Annotated in this window: 19 protein-coding genes; 11 read left to right on the top strand and 8 right to left on the bottom strand. The window is 62.9% G+C overall.

Annotation, left to right across the window (positions count from 1 at the left end; translation table 11 throughout):
* Positions 1 to 98 precede the first annotated feature (98 nt).
* The 5 genes from FAZ21_RS20630 to FAZ21_RS16710 form a co-directional block, all read right to left on the bottom strand.
* Positions 99 to 884, bottom strand: coding sequence for a hypothetical protein (locus FAZ21_RS20630; RefSeq protein ID WP_211243504.1), 786 nt, complete (start codon positions 882 to 884; stop codon positions 99 to 101).
* Positions 878 to 1,402: a hypothetical protein gene (locus FAZ21_RS16725; RefSeq protein ID WP_136774587.1), complete on the bottom strand. Its 525-nt coding sequence runs from the start codon at positions 1,400 to 1,402 to the stop codon at positions 878 to 880. Before FAZ21_RS16725 ends, FAZ21_RS20630 begins: the two co-directional genes overlap by 7 nt.
* Positions 1,395 to 1,610, bottom strand: a complete 216-nt coding sequence (locus FAZ21_RS16720; protein WP_136774586.1) for a hypothetical protein — start codon at positions 1,608 to 1,610, stop codon at positions 1,395 to 1,397. The genes FAZ21_RS16725 and FAZ21_RS16720 overlap by 8 nt, the downstream gene beginning before the upstream one ends.
* Positions 1,611 to 1,774: 164 nt before the next feature.
* Positions 1,775 to 2,566 carry a replication protein P gene (locus FAZ21_RS16715; protein ID WP_136774585.1) on the bottom strand — a complete coding sequence of 264 codons (792 nt, stop codon included), beginning with the start codon at positions 2,564 to 2,566 and terminating at the stop codon, positions 1,775 to 1,777.
* Entirely contained in the window at positions 2,532 to 3,464 is a 933-nt protein-coding gene (locus tag FAZ21_RS16710) for a hypothetical protein (protein ID WP_136774584.1), read from the bottom strand. The genes FAZ21_RS16715 and FAZ21_RS16710 overlap by 35 nt, the downstream gene beginning before the upstream one ends.
* A 638-nt stretch (positions 3,465 to 4,102) precedes the next feature.
* Between FAZ21_RS16710 and FAZ21_RS16705 the strand changes: the two genes are divergently transcribed.
* Both FAZ21_RS16705 and FAZ21_RS16700 read left to right on the top strand, forming a co-directional pair.
* Positions 4,103 to 4,852 carry a LexA family transcriptional regulator gene (locus tag FAZ21_RS16705; protein WP_136774583.1) on the top strand — a complete coding sequence of 250 codons (750 nt, stop codon included), beginning with the start codon at positions 4,103 to 4,105 and terminating at the stop codon, positions 4,850 to 4,852.
* Between the two features lie 170 nt (positions 4,853 to 5,022).
* On the top strand, positions 5,023 to 6,132 hold the full coding sequence (locus tag FAZ21_RS16700; RefSeq protein ID WP_246038718.1) for an IS3 family transposase: 1,110 nt from the start codon (positions 5,023 to 5,025) through the stop codon (positions 6,130 to 6,132).
* A gap of 516 nt (positions 6,133 to 6,648) precedes the next feature.
* Here FAZ21_RS16700 and FAZ21_RS16695 read toward each other — a convergent pair.
* Together FAZ21_RS16695 and FAZ21_RS16690 are read right to left on the bottom strand one after the other, a co-directional pair.
* Positions 6,649 to 9,939, bottom strand: coding sequence for a DEAD/DEAH box helicase (locus FAZ21_RS16695; RefSeq protein ID WP_136774582.1), 3,291 nt, complete (start codon positions 9,937 to 9,939; stop codon positions 6,649 to 6,651).
* 18 nt (positions 9,940 to 9,957) lie between these two features.
* Entirely contained in the window at positions 9,958 to 10,467 is a 510-nt protein-coding gene (locus FAZ21_RS16690) for a hypothetical protein (RefSeq protein WP_136774581.1), read from the bottom strand.
* 804 nt (positions 10,468 to 11,271) lie between these two features.
* Here FAZ21_RS16690 and FAZ21_RS20415 point away from each other — a divergent pair.
* The 3 genes from FAZ21_RS20415 to FAZ21_RS16680 all read left to right on the top strand — a co-directional run bounded on the left by FAZ21_RS20415 (position 11,272) and on the right by FAZ21_RS16680 (position 12,107).
* Complete coding sequence (locus FAZ21_RS20415) at positions 11,272 to 11,430, top strand: hypothetical protein (RefSeq protein WP_169307467.1); 159 nt, start codon at positions 11,272 to 11,274, stop codon at positions 11,428 to 11,430.
* Positions 11,378 to 11,752, top strand: coding sequence for a hypothetical protein (locus FAZ21_RS16685; RefSeq protein WP_136774580.1), 375 nt, complete (start codon positions 11,378 to 11,380; stop codon positions 11,750 to 11,752). The genes FAZ21_RS20415 and FAZ21_RS16685 overlap by 53 nt, the downstream gene beginning before the upstream one ends.
* A 139-nt stretch (positions 11,753 to 11,891) precedes the next feature.
* Positions 11,892 to 12,107, top strand: coding sequence for a hypothetical protein (locus tag FAZ21_RS16680; RefSeq protein ID WP_136774579.1), 216 nt, complete (start codon positions 11,892 to 11,894; stop codon positions 12,105 to 12,107).
* Positions 12,108 to 12,851: 744 nt separating this feature from the next.
* Here the strand turns inward: FAZ21_RS16680 and FAZ21_RS16675 are convergent.
* On the bottom strand, positions 12,852 to 13,286 hold the full coding sequence (locus FAZ21_RS16675; RefSeq protein WP_136774578.1) for a hypothetical protein: 435 nt from the start codon (positions 13,284 to 13,286) through the stop codon (positions 12,852 to 12,854).
* A gap of 338 nt (positions 13,287 to 13,624) precedes the next feature.
* Between FAZ21_RS16675 and FAZ21_RS20410 the strand changes: the two genes are divergently transcribed.
* The 6 genes from FAZ21_RS20410 to FAZ21_RS16650 all read left to right on the top strand — a co-directional run bounded on the left by FAZ21_RS20410 (position 13,625) and on the right by FAZ21_RS16650 (position 19,688).
* Positions 13,625 to 13,771, top strand: coding sequence for a hypothetical protein (locus FAZ21_RS20410; RefSeq protein ID WP_169307466.1), 147 nt, complete (start codon positions 13,625 to 13,627; stop codon positions 13,769 to 13,771).
* A gap of 2 nt (positions 13,772 to 13,773) precedes the next feature.
* A complete protein-coding gene (locus tag FAZ21_RS16670) occupies positions 13,774 to 14,181 on the top strand; it encodes a hypothetical protein (RefSeq protein ID WP_136774577.1) in 408 nt (135 codons plus the stop codon).
* 1 nt (position 14,182) lies between these two features.
* Positions 14,183 to 14,824, top strand: a complete 642-nt coding sequence (locus tag FAZ21_RS16665) for a hypothetical protein (RefSeq protein ID WP_136774576.1) — start codon at positions 14,183 to 14,185, stop codon at positions 14,822 to 14,824.
* The gene (locus FAZ21_RS16660; RefSeq protein ID WP_136774575.1) at positions 14,817 to 16,373 is read left to right on the top strand and encodes a terminase; all 1,557 of its coding nucleotides are present in this window, start codon (positions 14,817 to 14,819) and stop codon (positions 16,371 to 16,373) included. Before FAZ21_RS16665 ends, FAZ21_RS16660 begins: the two co-directional genes overlap by 8 nt.
* 23 nt (positions 16,374 to 16,396) lie before the next feature.
* Complete coding sequence (locus tag FAZ21_RS16655) at positions 16,397 to 18,502, top strand: portal protein (RefSeq protein ID WP_136774574.1); 2,106 nt, start codon at positions 16,397 to 16,399, stop codon at positions 18,500 to 18,502.
* A gap of 118 nt (positions 18,503 to 18,620) precedes the next feature.
* Positions 18,621 to 19,688, top strand: a complete 1,068-nt coding sequence (locus tag FAZ21_RS16650) for a hypothetical protein (protein WP_136774573.1) — start codon at positions 18,621 to 18,623, stop codon at positions 19,686 to 19,688.
* Positions 19,689 to 19,916: the final 228 nt, after the last annotated feature.

Raw genomic sequence — 19,916 nt, 5'->3', positions numbered from 1 at the left:
GCGTGCTTGGGTGTGGCGCCGTGGGGTGGGGCGAGCGCCCGACTTCGCGGTAACCCGCGTTGTGGCGCACGCATGAAGGCGCGCGCCAGCGGGGGCCGTCAGTTCAGCGGGACGAATACATCCATATAGTGGGTGCCGTCGATGTCGTATTCTTTTTCGAATGCCAGGCGGTTTTCCCATGATTGGGTCTTGGCGTGGTCCATCAGCATCTGGTACGCCTTGGGGATGTTCGTGCACGAATCGCTATGCGGGTCCGTGATCGTCAATGTGGCGTAGGTATCCTGCTCGATATGCGCGATTTCGGCCCCGCCGCAGCGGGGTTCGAAGTTTTCCGGGATGAGATAGGCGTAGACGTAGCCTCGTAATCCGAATTTCTCCTGTTGTTCCTGCGTGACGAACGGGAAATCCCAGCCGATTGTTTTCTTTTGATACGACTCGAATTCAAGCAGTCCGCTTTTTTCAGCCCAGGCATCCATATAGCGAATGACATCGTGTTCGGGGTTGGGGCTGATGATCACGTATCTGGCCACCCGGAATTTATCCAGGGTGACCGTCGTAATCGGGCTGTAGAGACTCGCGTTCGACATACTGATCCTCCACCGGAATGGAATACCCGGTTCACGTTGATGTGTATTTGCATACGCCACGGATTGCGATCTGCATCTTATTCCGGATGAATAGCGCGTCAATGTGAAAGGGGGCTGGGTTTGGTCAGGATCAATGGGGTGCGTTTTGAACGGGCTTTGGGAAAGATCGGCAAAATCCGACTCGATGATGGGGCGGGCGCGGCACGCCTGCGGGCCTTGGCTCCGCCGCAGCCCCTTACGCCGGCTGGCGCCGCCGACGCTGGCCAGGTGTTGCCGTGGGCCATGGCGGATCAGCACTGCAAGTCCGCCTTCAGGTGATGTGGCAGACGGGGCGCCAGGCACCGCGCTGCGTGATCCATGGCGCCGCAGTACCAGCCGTCGAGCACATCGAAGGTATCCCGACGCAGGCGCCATGCCGTTTTGGGGTCGCGGCCGAGCACGGCGGCCAGGTCTGCAACGCTGCCACGGTCGGCGCGGCGGCGCTCGGTTTTCAGGAACTGGAGAGTCAGCAGGGTGGCGGCGGGCTGTGACAGGGCGCCGAGGCACTGGCGCAGTTCGGGCCCGAGCGCCACGGCGACGGCCTCGCGCTGGGCCATGCCGAGGCGGCCATAGACCAGTGCCCGGCCGGCCAGCGGTTCGATCTGCGTGAGGCAGGCTACGGCCAGCGCCGCGTCACCGGCTCGCTCCAGACGCGACATTTCCGGCCGGCCACCACGGCCATGGCGCACCGCCGCCAATTGCGATGGTACGGAAGCGCCTTCGGCGATGCGGAGCTGTTCGGACAGCCAGGATTCGAGCGGGGCGTAGCTATGCATGGGCCACCCCCGTTTTTTCGAGGTGGTGCAGGGGCAGCGGCATTCGCATGATGGCGTGGCGCGCCGTGGCCGGATTGCTGGGGACGCTGGCGCGCGGCGTTACCTTCGTGTGCCGCAAGGCGGTGGCGGCGATGGCTTTCACCGCCGCGTCCGGGGCTTGCCGCAAGTTGGGGGCGGTGGGGACGAACGCTTTGCAAATCTGCACCATTGAACATCCTTGTTGTGGTGGCGGTAGGTGTGGGCGCGTGCGGTGGCCATCCGCCGATGGCGGATGACCGGCCGCGTGTGGAAAGGGCTGTGCACCCAAGTCATGGCGAGCTGCCTGCCCGGCGCGGGTGCGGCCGATGAGCCGCCCCGAAAAGGAGGTGGGCGTCATGGTGCGTGCTCCGGCACGACGACCCCCAGCACCCGGGCGCGGTCGAGCAGGGCGGGGTAGCCGGCCAGGTCTTCGCCGAAGGTCGCCAGTGCCGACAGCGCGAGTGCCACGCTGCATCGTGGAAAGCGATGCGCTTCCCGGGCGATGTCGTAGGCCCATCGGCGATGGGTGTCGCCGCGCTGGTGGCTGACGTTCAGCCCGATTTGGGCGGCGCGTTGCTGTGCCTGCTCCCGGGTCAGCGTGGTGTGGCCCGGTGCTGGCAGCGCGGTGGCTGGATCCGCCGGCGGTGGAATGGGGCGATCCCGCATTGCGGCGGCGCGATCCCAAGCGGCGAGCCACCGGCCGCGCAATTGGGGTGCGGGCATGGCCAGCAGGTCGCCTCCCAGCTTCTGGGCGGCCCAGAACACGCGCGGGTTTGGCCAGTGCTCGGGCTCGCCCCGGCGGCGGGCCATTGCGCATTCGATGGCGACATGCAGCAGCGCGTCGGGATCGAGCGATGCGCCGGGGCGGCACGCCTTGAGGAACTGCGGCAGGCTGGGCGGCATGTCGTGGCGCTGGCGACATTGGCTCAGGCCGTGCCTGACCTCGGCCGGTGTAATGGATTCCTCCTGGAATGCCTCGACCCAGGTCTGCTCCCAGTTGTCGATTGCCGCCTGGCTGCGGAAGGCCGCGCGCCAGACGTTGGGGTACATGCCTTCCAGCCGGTTGTAGAGCTGTGCAATGGCTGAACGGCCTTCGCACTCCAGGCGTGGCTTAAGCCAGGCGCTGGTAATCGGCATCGACGACATGGCCGGCCTCCTCGAGGGTGGCGCGGTTGCGATTGACGTAGGCGGCCGGGTCGAAGGCCGGTGCCTTGCCTGAAGCGGGCTGCGTGGTGCCCCGCGCCTGGGGCAGTACGGTGTTGCGCAGGATGGCATCGAGGTAGGCGGCGGTGATCGGCTGCTGGCTACCCTGGGCCTGGCGTGCGTTTTCCGCTGCGTCCATGGCCTGGCTGATCTCGGCATCGGTGAGGCCACCGCGCACCCAGGCATGCAGTTCGGGATTGGCGGGCACCACGACCGCGCCGCGTTCGCGCAGGTGGCGCACCATCCTCAGTACCTCGGGCGGGGTGTGCGACGTCGCCGCGCCGGTGTTGAGTGTCCCGGACGACGATGGACCTGCGGCGGGTTCAGGTTGTTGTTCTTTGTGGTTCTGACTTCTGACCCCGGCGCGTGCGAGGGGTGCGGGGTAGCGGGCGCCCTCCGGTGTGGCCTCGAAGCTTTCACCAAAGGGGGGCTCTGGTGTGTAGGGTTGGGTATCCCGGGCGTGGCCCCGGGTGAGGCGCTTGTGCTCGTCGATCACCATGCGCGAGCTGTACCAGAGCGGGCCCGGTTGCGCCGCGATCAGCACCACGGCTGGCCCCGCTTTGCGGCCGGAAACGGGGGTGTAGCGTAGTTCCGGCACGGGCTGGCCGGTGTCGCCCCCTTTGAGCACCCCCTTGGCGACCAGGGATTTCAGATCGACAGGCCGGCAGTTGATCGCCCGGGCGATTTCCCTGAGCGGCCAGGCCAGCGCGCCATATTGCGCTGAATCGTGCATCAGGCACATGACATCGAGCCAGTAGGCGCGCTCGGCGGGCGTGCAGCGGCGCAGGTTGGCGTTGGCCTGCCAGTCCGCCGGGTAGAAGGGGAACCAGGGGCGGGTCACTGGGCCTCTCCGGCCTGGAGGTTGCGGGGACCGTGGCCCATGCGGGTCGTGGCGAATGAGGGGTCGACGGCATGCGCGCGGTCGCGTCGGTGCCGGCTGCGCGGGGAGCAATCCGGGGGCGAGGTATTGCCGGGCATCGCCACGCCAGGGCGCGGGGACCGCGCCTGCATCGGGCCGCCCTGCATGCGGGTATCGCGCCCACCGCATGGACGGATGGGGCGGCCCACGGTGGTTGTGGCATCGATACGCGCATGGTGGAGCCCGGCCATCAGCCAATGCGGGAGGTGGCGCCTGGCCGAGGGCACTGGTTTGCGCCCCGTTCCGGCCAGATGCTCCATCTGGTGTTCGGGTAAAGCGTGTTCCGCTGGATGCTGGGCATTGCTTCGAAGCCCGGGGCGTGCCTGGGGGCGGCCGGACGGGCGCTGGTGCGCCATGGCGGCCCCCGGTGCTGGCGAACAGGCCATCGCCGCTACGGCGGCGGGTGGCGGCGGGCTGGGCTTGCAGGGCTTTGTCATCGGGTTGCCAATCATGTCGGTCAGCAAATATTAGCAATGCTTATTTTCGAAATCAACAGCATTGATGCTTGGAGGGATTCAGCATTGCTTATAAACTGAGGCACTCATTGAGCGGTGCGAACCATGACGACACGACGACCCCTAAACGCAACTCAGCAGGCCGATGCCAGCAGGCTCAAGGCTTTGTGGGAGGTTTTCCGGGTGGAACGGGGCTGGAATCAGGCCCGCCTGGCCGAGGCGTGCGGGTGGTCCAACCAGAGCGCGGCCAGCCAGTACCTGAATGGGCGTATTCCGCTGAATCTGGAAGCGGTGATGAAGTTTTCCACGGTGCTGGGCGCGCAACCGGCGCAGATCAGCCCGAGCCTGGCGGCCCTGCTCCCTGCGGGCCAGGCCAATCTGATTCAGGAGCCCGCGCAGCCGGCGTACGCGGCGCGGGCGACTGCCCACGATGCGGATCTGGTCGTGCTACCGTGGTTCACGGTGCGGGTGTCGGCAGCCGATGGCGCGCCGACGCTGGTGCCCCGGGCGGGCGACATGGCGGTGGTGAGCAGCAGGGCGTGGGGGAAGCGCGAAGGCTACGCCCCCGGTAGCCTGTTTGCGATGGGCGCCACCGGTGACGCCATGGCGCCGACCATTCCCGATGGATCGACCCTCACCGTGCTCCAGCTGCACGATGCCTCGATCCGGAATGGGGCGGTCTACGTATTCGTGCGCGGGGGCGAAGTCCACCTGCGCCGGCTTTACCGGCAAATGGATGGCGGCCTGCTGGCCCGCTCCGATCACCGGGATGTGTATAGCGACCATGTCATTGCGGCGAACGATACTGATTTCAGTGTTGTTGGCAGGGTGATTGCGGTGACTTTTAGACTGTAGGGTGAATTGAGCTTCAGGCGGGGGTGGTTGGGGGCGTGCCGTGACGCTTATTCGTTTAGCTCGACGCTATTTCGTGGCATCAGTTTGGGTTTTGGCTACCCCCGACGTCCCCCCAAGTTTGAGGAGCACGCAGCTTTAGAGTCCAATCCCCTCAATCAAGGAGACTGGACGTGAAGAAACGCTTTTCCGAAGAACAGATCATCGGCTTCCTGCGGGAAGCTGAAGCTGGCCTGCCGATCAAGGAGCTGTGCCGCCAGCACGGCTTCTCCGAAGCCAGCTACTACCTGTGGCGCAGCAAGTTCGGCGGCATGAGCGTCTCCGACGCGAAGCGGCTCAAAGGAACTCGAGGCCGAGAATGCCCGGCTCAAGCGCATGCTGGCCAATTCGATGCTCGAAAACGAGGTCATCAAGGAAGCGCTGCAAAAAAAGTGGTGACCGCACCAACGCGACGCGAGCTGGTGCGGTTCCTTGCCGGACGGGGTCTGAGTGAGCGCTGGGCGTTGCGCATCGCCCGGATGAGTCCGAGCGCCTTGCGCTACCAACCTCGGCCGGACCCGAACGGCCCGCTGCGCCAACACCTCATCGAACTGGCGCAGCGCCATCGTCGCTACGGTGCCGGGATGATCTATCTGAAGCTACGGCAGAGCGGCTGGCGAGTGAATCACAAGCGGGTCGAACGGCTGTATGCGCAAGCCGGGCTGCAAGTGCGGCGACGCAAGCGCAAGAAGGTAACGCAATCGGCGCGGCAACCGCTGATCCGGCCATGTGCCGCCAACGCGGTCTGGTCGATGGACTTCGTGTTCGACCGTACCGCCGAAGGCCGGGTGGTGAAATGCCTGACCATCGTCGACGACGCCACGCACGAAGCCGTCGCAGTGATCCCGGAACGGGCCATCAGCGGCGAGATGCTGACACGGTTACTGGACCGGATCGGCGTCACACGCGGCTTACCGCTGGTGATTCGCACTGACAACGGTAAGGAGTTCTGTGGCCGGGCGATGCTGACCTGGGCGCATCGGCGTGGCATCACGCTGCGGCAGATCGAACCGGGCAAGCCGAACCAGAACGCCTACATCGAATCGTTCAACGGCCGGCTACGGGACGAATGCCTGAACGAGCACTGGTTCACCAGTTTGGCGCATGCGCGGGTGCTGATTGAAGCTTGGCGGCGGGAATATAACGAGGAGCGGCCGAAGAAGGCATTGGGCGGGCTGACGCCTTCGGCGTTTGCCCGGCAATTGGCGATGACAAAACCGGTAATATCGGGGGCCGGGCTCTAAAGCGCAGTGCTATTCAAGACGGGGTGACGTCGCCCCTAGCCCAAAGCCCACCACTCGCGGTGCGGCTTAACTCAGGTGTTATTGTTTGGGTGAGTCCGCCCCGGTTTTCATATCGGATCATGGTCATTTGTCGGAGTAGATGCGGGCGCTGGTGTTCGCTGACTGTGATGCGGGTTATGCCTGATCACATCGTGGGCGCCCGCTGATCTGGAACGGGCACTCAAAGCGAGCGGCTGAATTCGGCTAACTTTCGCAGCCGCCTGATTGGACGGCGGCTTGTCGGCCTAAGCGGACGGTCAAGGCAGCAACTTATGATGTCTGTTCAAGGCTGATTGCTGAAGTTCAGCAATGACCACTTCGCGGACTTTCAGCCTTGGGCTGCGAGTCCATAGGCGATGTCGTAGCGCGTCTTGCTAGGCCGCCGGCAGGATCCTCGGCCTGAACAACCAGTAGCCGCAGCCCCTACTGCAGCGCCTTACCGCAAACGAAGACCGAGCCGTACTCACTGCCATAAGCCTATGCGGAGTTCCACTTTTCCCAGCCTTCCTTGACGCGGTGTCGCAATGTCTTCCAGCCCTCATTCGGCGGTGCCGCTTCCGTCCAGAACTTGCAGACACCCCAAGTTTCGTGTGCTGCGATGCGAGCGCCAGACCGACCAATGACTTGGTAGAGCGCTAGCTTCTCGAGCATGTCCAGTCCGTCTCGAACACATCCACTTAGGCGTTCGAGGGGCAGCCAAGTTTCGTCGATGGCCTCGCTCGCACGGCAGACCAACTCGGGAAGTGATGCGATGTACGCGATGTCTGGGAGAACTCGCAGGACGAAGTCCCGGCTGCTCTCGCACTTATTCAGCTTCTTCAGGGAAGGGTTAAAGACAGTCTCCATGGCCGTGAACGGCTTCCCTGCCATCCATGCTTCGAGGAGCGGTAGAAGTCTCGGAATGGCAAATTCCCCTCGCTCCTCCGGCGTCGTCAACGCAGTAAATTTGCTGCCAAACAAGGTTTCAAGCCCTTCCTGACGAGTCATCTCAATGAAGGCCCTTGGTTCCGACTTCAGCCAATCGAAGAGCCACCGAGTCCAACCGTTTACCGAAGTGTCACTCGGCGGTAACTGGAGGTGTGTTTCTAACGAGCGAAGCGTGGAAGCCTGAATGCCGAACTTCGCTGCGAGCACATTCGACCAATCGGAATCTTCATTCGGGTCTGCAAGCTCCTTCTTGGCAGCGATTGCTGCAGCTACGCGAGACTCCAGCCAACTCTGATCACCGGACAGACCTTTGAGGTATGCGTTGAAGGTTCGAGCTAATATTGCGCGCGACTTCGTCTCCGTCTCTTCATCCGATTCGCCGACAGGAAGGCGTCGGAGCAGATAGTCGGCTGCGACGTGATTCTCTTCATGCGAGTGTATTGAGTCGAGAATAGGCGCAAGAGGGTCCTCAATAGCAAGGCATTGGTCCGATTGTGAAAAAATTTCCTTGAGGCTCGTCCAATGGTGATGGATGAGGCCGACCGAATCGTCGAAGTAGACCACTTTGCTTGGGATGACAAGAACGAACCCATACGAACTCTCGCCGGCTCGTCCTGCTCTACCCGCCGCGTTCAGCAGCTCGTGGGCCTGCAGACGTTCGAGTTGGTTGTTTGCCGCGTCGAAGCGGCTGTCGCCTGCAATCAGAACAATCTGACTAGGCAGATTCATTCCCTGAGCAAGCGTCGACGTCGCGGCCAACACATGGATGCCATCTTTGCGTCGATACAGCGACTCGTGCAGGTGCCGCTCCGCAGGTAGAAGCCGGGCGTGATGCGGCAGCGCCGATGAAGTCACTTCCTTCTTGGGGGAAACTTCAATGTATAGACTGTCTGCGCTTCCAACTTCTTGCAAGGCAAGGTCGAAGAGTTGATTCTCCTCAGTGCTCAATTGGATTGCGTTCTTGCCCAGCCGCTCTCTGGTGTACTCGGCAGTGCTGTTCGCATTCACTGTCGTCTGGCAGAAGATGAGGGTCTTGAGCACCCGAGAGGAACTGTGGTCGACGGCGGCAGACCCTATCGCCGACGCAACGTTGTTCGCGTTTGGCGTCAGTTTCCAGTACTTGCTGAGCGCCAATTGAACCGGCCGGTCAAGCAAGGGAAGCAGTGCGTAGTCGACGCGGTTCGTCGTGTCCCAAGTCTGCTTCAGACCGAAGAAGCCTTGTGGCCGAGCCAGCATTTGTCGCTTTGCCTTTTGAGGAGGCACGCTGGTCGTTGCATAGGCCTTCAATGACCTCGCGAGGGTCGTCAATGCGTCGACCTCGGAACGCGGATACACCAAGCAGCCGCGCACCTGTCGAGTCGGCTTCCAACTCATGGAGAGTGCAAGACATTGCCGATTCATGACGCTCTGGAGCCATCCAGCAATTTGAGTTGCGTTGCTCATCATGGCCGACAGCATCAGCATGTCGGCCTTCGGAGCAAGCTCCACAGCATTGAGCACGCAAAGCATGGAATCGACGGCACGCTTCCCCCTCTCTGTGTCGATGGCATGCAGTAGGTGGCATTCGTCAAAGACGATGAGGCCAACGCTCTCGAATAGTTTCGGTTCGAAGCCCATCAGAGCGAGGCATCGCTCCGGCGTCATGACGGTGATTGGAGGAAGACGTACAGCCTCGAATCCGAATGGATCGTCGCTCGCGTACTCGCGTTCGACATCCGCGTCAGGGAACGCTGCGGCTAGGACTCGCGCCGTTTGGTCGACGAGTGATAGCGTCGGAGCCAGAAACACAACATCTAGCTGCTTGCTGAGTGTGGCAAGTATTTTCAGTTCGGATAGCGTTGACTTCCCTGCTCCGGTTGGGAAACTGATTGCAGCGGATGTTCCGAGGTCTAGGTAGCCGCTTCGAATGGCGTCGAGGTGGTTCGGCCAAAGGTACGGGCGACGGTGCGAAATATGGCGAACTCCGCGCCTCCACCTAGCTGAGTCGCTGCCATTGGGAGGACTGAGATTGGCAACACTAGCCTGCGGAAAGTCCCCGGCGAGAATCTTGAGCAACACGGCTAAATGTCGCGGCCCAGCAAGGACCCGAACTATAGTTTGACCTTCATACGGGCTACCGATTGTTCGGCTGCAAAGAGCCTCCACTCTCGCGAACTCTGCCTCGCTACTCGAATCCGCATCGCCGAGCATCTCCGCTGCTAGGGCGGCCAGCCCGTTGTAAATCAAGTGGTATAGCGCATCAATCGCCTCCCCGATGCTCTTGCGACCATCACTAGTGGTACTTATGAACTCGGACTGCGGCTGAATGTAGCCGAGTTCTCCCTTGGCAAATCGACGGATAGCGGCTAAGAGCGAAGCCCGATGGGAATTCGACTGAGAGAAGTCTTCTTCAATCTCTCCGGCCATCTCGGCGGCGTCAGCACTCGCTCCAGCAATCATGAAGAGCACAGTCGCAGACACCTCAGGCGAGACGTAATCCAGCTCAAGGCGGGAGACCACCTTTTCCCCAAGGATGCGTTCTGCCTGCAAGAGAACGTAGTGCGCGGTAGCAGCGACGAAAGCCGCCGAGCGTCGGTCTTCGCGAGAAGGGCTCACAGAGATGAGAGCTTCCTGGGTACTCGCAAGCTCCCTGAGGAACTTCATCTCTTTGGCGACGTTTGAAAGCGTCTCTGCCCGTGACTCATCTCCTTCGTCGGGCTGTGCTGCCAAGTCACGCAGCCGCATGCGCGCAGCCACGATGGTTGTATATATCCGGGTGAACTCTTTTGAGAGCTGGTTGTTATCCAGTCCATCAAGAGTAGGAGCGTGCCGAATCAGTTCTTCGGTAGAAGGGTCAAACATCGCAAAGCCCTCCCGAACTTAGAACGTGGACACTTGAGCGATTGCTTTGGCGGCTAGATTCGCCATCCACGCTCTAACGTCGCTGACCACGAAAACTTCCGCCTTTCGACGGTCAATGCTCCCCTGAATCTTCTTGTCGTAGTCCTTGAAGAGGCGTTTCCGAGAAGTTGGCGTACTTTTGCTTGCGGTAATACTAATGCGATAGCGCCTAGTCGTATTCCACGAAATCTTGTTGACGGCTGTTGTCGGGTTCGGGTGATGCGCCGCTGCCAAAATTCCAGAAGCTTGTTGCGTGAGTCTGTTCACCCCATGTCCCGACTCAAATTTGACGAACTCCGGCCAAACATCTTCTCGAACTGTGTCTCGCGGGTTTGTGGTCGCCTTGTCCTCGAAAATAATGGTCGCGACAACGTCCTGCGACGCATCAAGCAGTATTTCGAGGCCGTCGAGGCCTTTCTCGGCGTGAATCAAGTGCGGAAGCGCAATAAGGGCGCCTCGCGTGTTCACATGGGCCGCGAGCCACGACATAACCTGAAACATCCACCCATCTCGGTGCCATGGGTCGGCGCCTTTCTGGGTTAGGAGTTCCACGGCGTCTAACTTCGCCGCGTCGTTCGTGGGTGGGGTCCCGGTGGGGTTCGCTGCGTGAAGAATCTCTGCGACGTGGGACGCTTGGCCAATGGCCACCCACGCAATCCATTTAGCAAGGACGTCGTCGTCAGGCACAGCCCACGTATTGCCGGTCCAAAGCGGATCCGTCGCTCCGAACGGAGTTAGTTCGATTGGCACACAACCTCCCTGACCACGTTTGATTTTTTAAGCCAGTCTACACCGTACCGGGGACAGCCGACGCAGGGCAGAACCGCAACTTGCATATTGAACGGCTACTAATGGGCGCCGAGTTCGTGGAAGCGAAAGACCGCACCCGCTGCTTAGCGGTCATAAATGAATTGCCTCCCGACTGTCCGCTTTGGCCGATCTGCTGCCGTTAATAAGGCGCGATGATCAACCTCATCAACACAGTGATCACGAGGGGCAAAGGATACTCGCGAGTGAGCAGCTTCCGCATGAAGGTGGGTTCGCCTAGCCACCCAGCCCGATGATCCAGGCGCCCCGACGGGTGCTTTTTTTTATCCTCATGAAAGAAAAACCTCCATCTATTCAAAGGTATGGCCTCGGTACGTCGAAAATTATCAGCATTGGTGTTGATGTTTCATTTTGAGTATTGCTAATATTTGGCGTCAGCAAGGCGAAGTAAACAGCAGTAACGCTGTTGATCAGGGGCTAGTGCCAGTGGCCACGCCTGCGGGCGATGTCTTTTCTGGAAGCGAGATGGACCCCGAACAAATGCAGGCGCTGGTCGATCTGATTCGCCGTTGCGAACGGGAGTACGCGGTGTTGAACCGCCGGCCCATGATCATCGATGAGGAGTATCTGGATGAAGCGCGACAATGCGTTGATGAAGGCAGCGGCCCGGCTGATGGCCGCTGAGGGCGCCGATACCGCGACGGTGGTGGCTACGGTACGAACGGTACACGCCATGCTGGCGGACCTGCTGCGCCCGGCCACGGTCAGCGTGGCGGTGCCGGTCAGTCCGACCGCCTGCATGCGGCTGGACGTGCTGCTGACGCATGACGGGGAGGTGGAGTGTGTTTATCTGCCCGGCGCGATCGATCCACTGCCCGCGGAGGATGGCTATCTGGGTGCGTCCGGGCGCTGGACGCCGAATCGCTGGCCGGTGTTGCTCGATCACGACGCGATTGCCGCTGCGCTGGAGGCCACGCGCGGCCATCGCTATGTGGCGGTGGTGTGATGCGTGCGCTGGGCTCCCTGCGGGTACTGGTGCATCCGGCGCTGGCTGGTCGCCGCGGCCTGCTGCGGGCGCTCCAAGTCACCACCGGCAGGGTGGTGCGACGTCGGCAGGGCATTCTGTACCTGGCGGAGCGCTGAGCATGCAGGCGTTGAAAGTCTTGGTGGTGTCCCTGTGCTGCGGCGTGCTCTGGACCTTGGCGGGGTTGGCCTGGTTGGGGGTGGAGCAGATTTGGGTGGGAGAGTGGGAGGAACGCGCCAGGCATGGACGCGAACATCGATCCGATACGGGAAATCAGACCTATATGGAATTTGATTCCATCTCATCCCGCTGGCTGGCGCGCCTGATGACCGAATGAATTATGTGATCAGTGTCAAAAGCCATTCTTGTAAAGTGCTGGCGAGTTGCCAGTGCGGGGGTATTGTCGATTCAGCCAGCGCGTTGTTATAAAAGAATAGAAAAACAAGACGGTTGTTGGCGGATTGGGGGCGTGATGGCCCGAGCTTCTGAACTGTACTTGCCGTCGCCCAGTCTGGTGGTGAGGCGTTATACCGGGATACGCTCAAGGGCATCGAGCTGTGCCCAATTTCTGAAGACGATGCTTTCGGCGCCATGGTCGCAACGACTGTGGGCCGAATATCTGGCCGCGAACCCCGATGAAGGTTGATTGTGCCGCAATGGATGGATTGGTGCTGCCAAGGGCCATACCAGCGCGGTGGGGCCGTCAATACCCAAGTTTCGACGTGCTGTCGTGGTTTCAAAATAAGGCGGCTGGACGTCCAGTGCGAGCAGGCGGCCGACAACCTGCGCCCCTTGTTTGGTTGGCTTCGCAAGCTGGGTATCGATGCTCAGGCCAGAGGCGGGCGGGATAGGGTGGGGCTACACCGTATCGAAGGCCCCTACCTTGAAGCCGCCACAGCCCAAGTGCCCCATCTTGCGCGGGCCGATACCAGCCGGCTTGCCTGGTGATGGTGGCTATAAACGGCTGAGGTTTTGAAACCGGCCGTGGGTGCTCATCATTCGGAGCAATAGACACGAGCAGTAGGCCGCTGGCCGCTGCGGGCCTGTGCCGGATTGCCTCAGGTGGCAAGGCGGGCGGCGGTTACTTTTTGGCTTCTTCGAACTTCGTCCACGCCACCTCAAATCTGGCTTTGGTATTGGTGGATGTCCTTGGCGATAACGGCGCCGACATTGCTTGACCGCCACTGGTGACCATCTGCGTGGTACCTGCGTCGTCCATCACCTGCACTTTGGTTCCTTTGGGGCCTGGCGCGTTGGGGCCGGCGAAATGCCGTTTGAGGCTGAGGGTCGAGCCCACCGGCGGGAGTGTGCCTTTGGTGTTGACCATATCACTCATGTGGACGCTATCTTTCCGGACGGTCACGTGGGGAAACGGGGAGATCGTGCCGTCGTCGCGCTTTGGGCCATAAACCGTCATGTCATCGTTCGATTTGATCACGGCGGCTTCGCACCCGGCGATGGTGCTGGGGACGTGCGAGGCGCGCAGATCGGTGCCGCTGGCGCTGGAAGATGCCATGGGTGGTTGCCTGGAGGATGGGGAAACCACGGTATAGCAATAGCGCCAGGCAATGCCAAATGCATTTCTTATCTTATAAGAGAGAGTGCAGTAGTGTTTGACGCCCGAAACACCCGATATCTACAATGAATCCATATTCTGGTGATCCTGCGTTCAGCGGGAGCCGATGCCAGAAAACCAGCGCCATCCGGATCAATCCGCGTGGCGTTTTTTGTTTCCGGCCCGGGGTCTTGGGCCAGATTGGTAGCGCCTTGCGCCATTCGGGGTGATTCCCGGGTGGTGCGGGGCGAGGTTTGTGTAGCCCGCCGCGAGCGGGCTTTGTCGTTTCTGGAGCCCGCATGACCCACCTTTCTTTTGAGCAGGCGATCCCGGTCCGGGGGCTGGCTGTGCCGCGTGTTTCGCTGGCCGGTATCGAGGCCGCCATGACCGGGGCGGGGTCACGGCCGGGCGATATTTTGCGCACCCGGTTCGGGCTGGGTGGCTGATCGTGTCTGAATCCATCCCGGCCGCAAGCGCCGCGATGCGGCAACAGGCGATCGAGGCTTTGCAGGGGCAGCTGCGCGAGCGAGAGCGCGTGATCGATGGGCTGACCTCGCGCGTTCGGCAACTGGAAGGGCATATGGCCGGCTTGGAGACGCGGCTGGAAGTGGGTACGGAACGTTTCGGCAGGCTGGAAGCGCATGTGGATCAACTGGTTGTCACGCAGCAGGCGCATGCCGCGCACTTGAGCGAAGTTCGCCAAATGCAGGCCGATATCCGTGCGTTGCTGGCGCTGTTCGGCGATCTGCGCGGTACGCTGCGTACGCTGTCGCTGTTGGGCAACCTGATCAAGTGGCTGGGGGGCGTTGCGGTGGTGATTGGCGCCGGCATCGCCTGGTTCCGGTCGGGTGGCTGAGATGGCCGTGCACACCGATTGGGAGGCGATCGAGCGCGATTACCGCGCGGGCATCAAGACGCTGCGCCAGATTGCCGAGGAACATGGCATTACGCATGGCACGGTAACCCGCCGCGCCGGGCGTGACGGCTGGACGCGCGATCTGTCGGCGAAGATCGCTGCGCGGGCCGAGGCGCTGGTGTCCGCGCAGGCGGTGCCCGGGGCCGCCGAGGAATCCGGCATTGCCGAGCGCGAGATCGTCGAGGCCAACGCCAATGCGATCGTTGCTGTCCGGCTGGCGCATCGGCGCGATATCGGCCGCAGTCGCGAGCTGGTTTCCCGGCTGTTTGCCGAGTTGGAGCCGCTGTGTGGCGCGGATACCGTGGCGCTGTTGGCGCAACTGGGCGAGATGATGCGCGCGCCCGATGAGCGCGACCGCGATCCGCTCAACGATCTGTACCACAAGATCATCAGCCTGCCGGAACGTATCAAGACGATGAAGGTGCTGAGCGATTTGCTGGCCAAGGTGGTGGACATGGAGCGCCAGGCTTTCAATCTGGATGCCAATGCCATCGAGGAGGAGGGCGGCACGACATTGACCGATGCACAGCGCGCCAGTCGCATCGCGACCTTGCTCGATAAGGCGAGGCGCCAGGATGCCTAGTCCGTTGCCGGCCGATCTGACGCCGACCGAACTGGTCGAACTGATGCAGCGGCTGACGCTTGAAGAGCAGGCCGAGCTGGATCATCTGTTGACGGCGGGCCTGCCCAGGTGGCTGCCCCAGGTGGGGCCGCAAACCGATGCGCTGGAATCCGAGGCCGATATCGTGTTCTACGGCGGCCAGGCGGGTGGCGGTAAATCGGACCTGCTGCTGGGCGCGGCGCTGACCCGGCACGAGCACAGCATCATTTTTCGGCGGGAGTCGGTGCAACTGGTTGGGCTGGAGGAGCGCGTGGCCAGGATTCTGGGCTCGCGCAGCGGCTACAACGGCCAGGCCAAGGTATGGCGTTTGCCCGGCGCTACGCCACGCATCCTGGAGTTCGGTTCGGTCAAGGAGCCGAACGACTGGATGAAGTACCAGGGGCGCGCGCATGACCTGAAGGGATTCGATGAGATCACCCACTTCTTGGAAACCCAGTTTCGCACGCTGATCGGCTGGATGCGCACCGACAACCCCTCGGTGCGCCAGCGCGTGATCTGCGCGGGCAATCCGCCGACCGATGCCGAGGGCGAGTGGGTGATCCGTTACTGGGCGCCGTGGCTGGATCCACAGCATCCGAACCCTGCCCAGCCGGGCGAGCTGCGGTGGTTCGTCACGGACGAGGAGGGCGGCGACCGCGAGGTGCCGGGGCCGGAGCCGGTGATGGTGGGGGGCGAGCTGATGACGCCCAAGAGCCGGACGTTCATCCGCTCCAGCGTGGACGACAACCTGTTTCTGCAACTCACTGGTTATAAGGCGACGTTGCAGGCACTGCCGGAGCCGCTGCGCAGCCAGATGCTGCGCGGCAACTTCATGGCTGGCCGCTCTGATCCGGTGTGGCAATTGATTCCCACCGATTGGGTGAAGGCGGCGATGACCAGGTGGTCGCCACGGCAGGAGAAGGGGCCGATGACGGCGCTGGGGCTGGACCCATCGCGTGGCGGGGCCGACAAGACCTCGGCGGCCCGGCGCCACGGCGCGTGGTTCGATGTGCTGGTCACCGCGCCGGGCCAGGTCACCTGCGATGGCCCCACGGCCGCTGGTTTCGTGGCGCCGCTGGTGCGTAATGGCGCGTGTATCTGCGTGGATTCGATCGGTATCGGCTCCAGCGCGCTGGATTTCATCAAGGGGCTGAATCTGCTGGTGCTGGCGGTGGCCGGCTCTGAGGCAAGTACGGGTTCTACCGTGGCGGGCAACCTGCGCTTTCGCAACAAGCGCGCGGAGATGTACTGGCGGCTGCGCGAGGCGCTGGACCCGGCGGCCGAGCCACCGATTGCGTTGCCGCCGGATCAGGAGTTGCTCGGCGACCTGTGCGCGGTGCGTTACAAGGTGGCGCAACTGGGCAAGGCTGCCGCGATCCAGATTCGGGATAAGGATGAAATCCGCGAGCTGCTGGGCAGGTCGCCCGACAAGGGCGACAGCGTGGCGCTGACTTTTGTTTCCGGTATCCCAATGCCGGGCCCGGCGCGCCAGCGCACGGCCCGCGAGGTACCGGACTGGCGTGTGTGTTGATCATGGGAGAAGGCGATATCGTGATGGCTGAGCGTGATGACGGCCTGGGCCTGCCGGAGTTTTCGGGCTGGCTGCGCGAGTTGCAGGAGCAGCCGGCCTGGCGCGCCCGGGCGGATCGGGAATCCGATTACTACGACGGTAACCAGCTCGACGCGGATATCCTGCGTCGCCAGCGGGAGATTGGCATCCCCCCGGCCATCGAGCCGTTGATTGGGCCGACCATTGATGCGGTACTGGGCGCGGAGGCAAAGAGCCGGACCGATTGGCGCGTGACCGCTGACCATGACCGCGAAGGCGTGGATGTGGCCGAGGCGTTGAACCAGCGGCTGAACCAGGCCGAGCGCCAGGCGCGGGCGGACGATGCCTGTTCGGCGGCCTACGCCAGCCAGGTGAAGGTGGGCGTGGGCTGGGTGGAGGTGGCGCGCGAGGCGGACCCGTTCCGCTTTCCGTATCGCTGTCTGGCGATCCACCGCAATGAAATCTGGTGGGATTTCCTGGCCAGGGAGCCGGACCTTTCGGATGCGCGCTACCTGATCCGCAGCAAGTGGATGCAGATCGGGCAGGCGGCGCTGCTGTTCCCGCAGCATGCCGGGCTGATCCGTTCGGCCGGCATGGGCGGGCATGCGCTGGACCTGGCCAATCTTGGTACCGAGGGCGGCGCTTCCACCGATCTGGCGATGTCCTGGAACATGGCGCGCGGCTGGTCGATCGAGGAACAGGAGTGGCGCGACTGCGCCAACCAGCGCGTGTGCCTGTTCGAATGCTGGTACCGGCAGTGGGAACGTGTGCTGGTGCTCAAGCTGGGCGACGGTCGGGTGGTGGAGTATGCGCCCGACAACGAGGCGCATCAGGTTGCGGTCGCGCTGGGCGGCGTGGTGCCGGAATACGCCGTGGTGTCGCGGGTGCGGCTGTCGTGGTGGCTGGGGCCGCATCGCCTCAGCGACGCGGCTTCGCCTTACCGCCACCGGCACTTTCCCTATGTGCCGTTCTGGGGCAAGCGCGAGGATCGCACCCGCGCACCGTATGGCCTGATCCGGGGCATGATGTTTTTGCAGGATGAAGTGAACGCCCGTATCTCCAAGATGCACTGGGGCCTGGCCGCCACCCGCACCACCCGTACCGAGGGTGCGGTCAAGGATGATGACACCACGTTCCGCCGTGAAGTGGCCCGGCCGGATGCCGACATCGTGCTGGACCACGACCGCATGCGCGAAGGGGGGGTGTTCAAGGTCGAGCGCGATTTCCAGTTGAACCAGCAGCAGTACCAGCGGCTGGCCGATGCGCGCGAAGGCATCAAGCGCACCGGCGGTGTCTACAACGCTTTCATGGGCCAGGATGGCCAGGCGAAATCGGGCGTGGCCATTGCCGGGCTGGTCGAGCAGAGCAACCAGACGCTGGCTGACCTCAACGACAACGCCGCCTATGCGCGCAGCCAGGTGGGCGAGTTGCTGCTGTCGATGATTATCGAGGACCTGATCGGCAAGCCGGACGAGGTGTTCATCGATGGCGAGGGGATTCGCGACGACAAGCGGATTTCGCTCAACACGCCGCGCACCGATCCAGCCACCGGCGTGCGGTATCTGGATAACGATATCGAGCGTATCCGGCTGAAGGTTGGCATGGAGGACGTGCCGAGCACGCCGACGTTCCGCGCGCAGCAACTGGGCGCGATGAGCGAAGCCTTCAAGTCGATGCCGAGGGAGTACCAGCGTGTGATGTTCCCCCACCTGCTGGCGCTGATGGATGTGCCGAACCAGCGGGCGATCATCGAGGCGATCCAGCAGGCGGATCAGCAACAGACCCCGGATCAGGTGCAACAGGCGATCGAGATGCAGGTGCAGCGTGCGCTCAAGGATGCGCAGTACGACCTGAAACTGCGCGAGCTGGACCAGCGCCAGCCGCTGATCGATGCCCAGGTGCGCCGTACCCGGCACGAGGCGGCGGGGAAGGGGGTCGAGAGCCTGGTCCGCGCCACTCAGGCCGCGGCAAGCGTTGCCAGTCAACCGGGCATTGCACTGCTGGCCGATGAGTTGCTGGAGGCGGCTGGCTCCGACGTCGATGCCGATGCGCCGCTGGCGCCGGTTGCCGTGGAGCGCGGCATCGAAGGTGGCGCGCTGGGCGCGCCTTGACCCATCGAATTCAGGACAGCTGGCGCAAGCCGGCTTTTCTGTTTGTACGCTCATCACCGCACCCCAGCGAGACGGGGCCGGCTCGACGTGAGGTCGATCCCGGAATGGAGCGATTGAAATGGCGAAAGACCTGGATTTTTTCATGGCCAATCAGGCGGAGTTCGACATCCTGAGCAATGACGACAAGGCGGCGCTGTTTGCCGGCGGTACCTTGGAAGGCGATACCCCCACCGATCCCGAGCCGACCGACAAGGCCGGCAGCGATGAGACCGGCACCGGGGACAGCAGCGACACGCCTGCCGCCGCCGGAGCACAACAGGAGGCGACCAGGCCCGATGGCCAGGAAGGGCCGGCCACGTCCCCACTTGCCAGCAGCGGCACCGAAGCGGCGCCAGCCGTGCCGGAAGCCGTGGTGCTGACCCGCGATGGCAGGCACACGATTCCGTTCTCCGAACTGCAATCGGTACGGGACCAGGTGCAGCAACTGTCGCAGGAAAAGCAGGTGCTGTTGCAGGCCCTGAGCAGCGCCACGGCCAGGGAGGCGGTCGCGGCAACGCCGCAGCCGGCTGAGCCCGCCGGGTACGATTTCGCCAGGGCGGAACAGGCCATGATGGAAGCTATCGTCAACGGCGATCACGAAACCGCGACCCAACTGCGCGCCGAAATCTTTGCCGCGCAACGCCAGATGCTGGAGGCTGAAATCCTGGCCGATGCCGAGTACCGCGTGGAGGCGAAGTTCAACGAGCAGCGGATCAGGGAGCTGTATGAAGTGGCCATCCTGCGCACGCTCACCGATTACCCGTACCTCAACGACAACGAGGCGGCCCTGGCCGAAGTGATCGAGTGGCGTGATTTCTACGCGGACAAGGGCGACCTTCCCCATATCGCTCTGGAGCGGGCGGCGGCCAGGATCGCGCCGCAATTCAAGCCGGCCGATCCCGTCACGCAGCAACCCGTCCCGGCCACGGCGCCCACTCCGCCGGTCGATGTGGCGGCCAGGGCCGCCGAGATCGTCGCCGCGACCAAGCCCAGGCCGCCCACCAGCCTGTCGCAGGTGCCGGCGACGGTGGCCGCGCCGGGCGATGAACTCGCTGCGCTGCGCGACATGAGCGGTACCCGTCTGATCGATCGTTTCGCCGGCAAGTCGCCGGAGCAAATCATGGAGTTGTTGGACCGTCTGGTGTAACCGACCGCTTCCGCCCGACCCCTGACCTCGACCCGCCACTGGCGGGTTTTTTCATTTCCTTTTCCGGAGACGCATCATGTCCGATACCACCATTCCCTACGGTTCGCCGCAGGCCGTTACGGTTCAGTCCGCCGGCCTGTTCGCCGCCAGCATGCAGCGCCCGACGGTGCTCAACCGGCTGACCGGCAAGCTGCCCCAGCAGGCCGATGCCAGCGCGACGCTGCGCTT

It is taken from the genome of Chitiniphilus eburneus, assembly GCF_005048205.1.
Classification (GTDB): domain Bacteria; phylum Pseudomonadota; class Gammaproteobacteria; order Burkholderiales; family Chitinibacteraceae; genus Chitiniphilus; species Chitiniphilus eburneus.
Note: the sequence above shows the minus strand (reverse complement) of the source record. Positions and strands in the feature narration are given on the sequence as shown.

Bases quoted from the DNA above. Each gene is read 5' to 3' on its own strand.
- FAZ21_RS16720 (WP_136774586.1), bottom strand. From the start codon at position 1,610: ATGGTGCAGATTTGCAAAGCGTTCGTCCCCACCGCCCCCAACTTGCGG.
- FAZ21_RS16660 (WP_136774575.1), top strand. From the start codon at position 14,817: ATGCCTAGTCCGTTGCCGGCCGATCTGACGCCGACCGAACTGGTCGAA.
- FAZ21_RS16705 (WP_136774583.1), top strand. From the start codon at position 4,103: ATGACGACACGACGACCCCTAAACGCAACTCAGCAGGCCGATGCCAGC.
- FAZ21_RS16685 (WP_136774580.1), top strand. From the start codon at position 11,378: ATGAAGCGCGACAATGCGTTGATGAAGGCAGCGGCCCGGCTGATGGCC.
- FAZ21_RS16690 (WP_136774581.1), bottom strand. From the start codon at position 10,467: ATGTCGTGGCTCGCGGCCCATGTGAACACGCGAGGCGCCCTTATTGCG.
- FAZ21_RS16655 (WP_136774574.1), top strand. From the start codon at position 16,397: ATGGCTGAGCGTGATGACGGCCTGGGCCTGCCGGAGTTTTCGGGCTGG.
- FAZ21_RS16665 (WP_136774576.1), top strand. From the start codon at position 14,183: ATGGCCGTGCACACCGATTGGGAGGCGATCGAGCGCGATTACCGCGCG.
- FAZ21_RS20415 (WP_169307467.1), top strand. From the start codon at position 11,272: ATGGACCCCGAACAAATGCAGGCGCTGGTCGATCTGATTCGCCGTTGC.
- FAZ21_RS16680 (WP_136774579.1), top strand. From the start codon at position 11,892: ATGCAGGCGTTGAAAGTCTTGGTGGTGTCCCTGTGCTGCGGCGTGCTC.
- FAZ21_RS16725 (WP_136774587.1), bottom strand. From the start codon at position 1,402: ATGCATAGCTACGCCCCGCTCGAATCCTGGCTGTCCGAACAGCTCCGC.
- FAZ21_RS16650 (WP_136774573.1), top strand. From the start codon at position 18,621: ATGGCGAAAGACCTGGATTTTTTCATGGCCAATCAGGCGGAGTTCGAC.
- FAZ21_RS16715 (WP_136774585.1), bottom strand. From the start codon at position 2,566: ATGTCGTCGATGCCGATTACCAGCGCCTGGCTTAAGCCACGCCTGGAG.
- FAZ21_RS20410 (WP_169307466.1), top strand. From the start codon at position 13,625: ATGACCCACCTTTCTTTTGAGCAGGCGATCCCGGTCCGGGGGCTGGCT.
- FAZ21_RS16695 (WP_136774582.1), bottom strand. From the start codon at position 9,939: ATGTTTGACCCTTCTACCGAAGAACTGATTCGGCACGCTCCTACTCTT.
- FAZ21_RS16675 (WP_136774578.1), bottom strand. From the start codon at position 13,286: ATGGCATCTTCCAGCGCCAGCGGCACCGATCTGCGCGCCTCGCACGTC.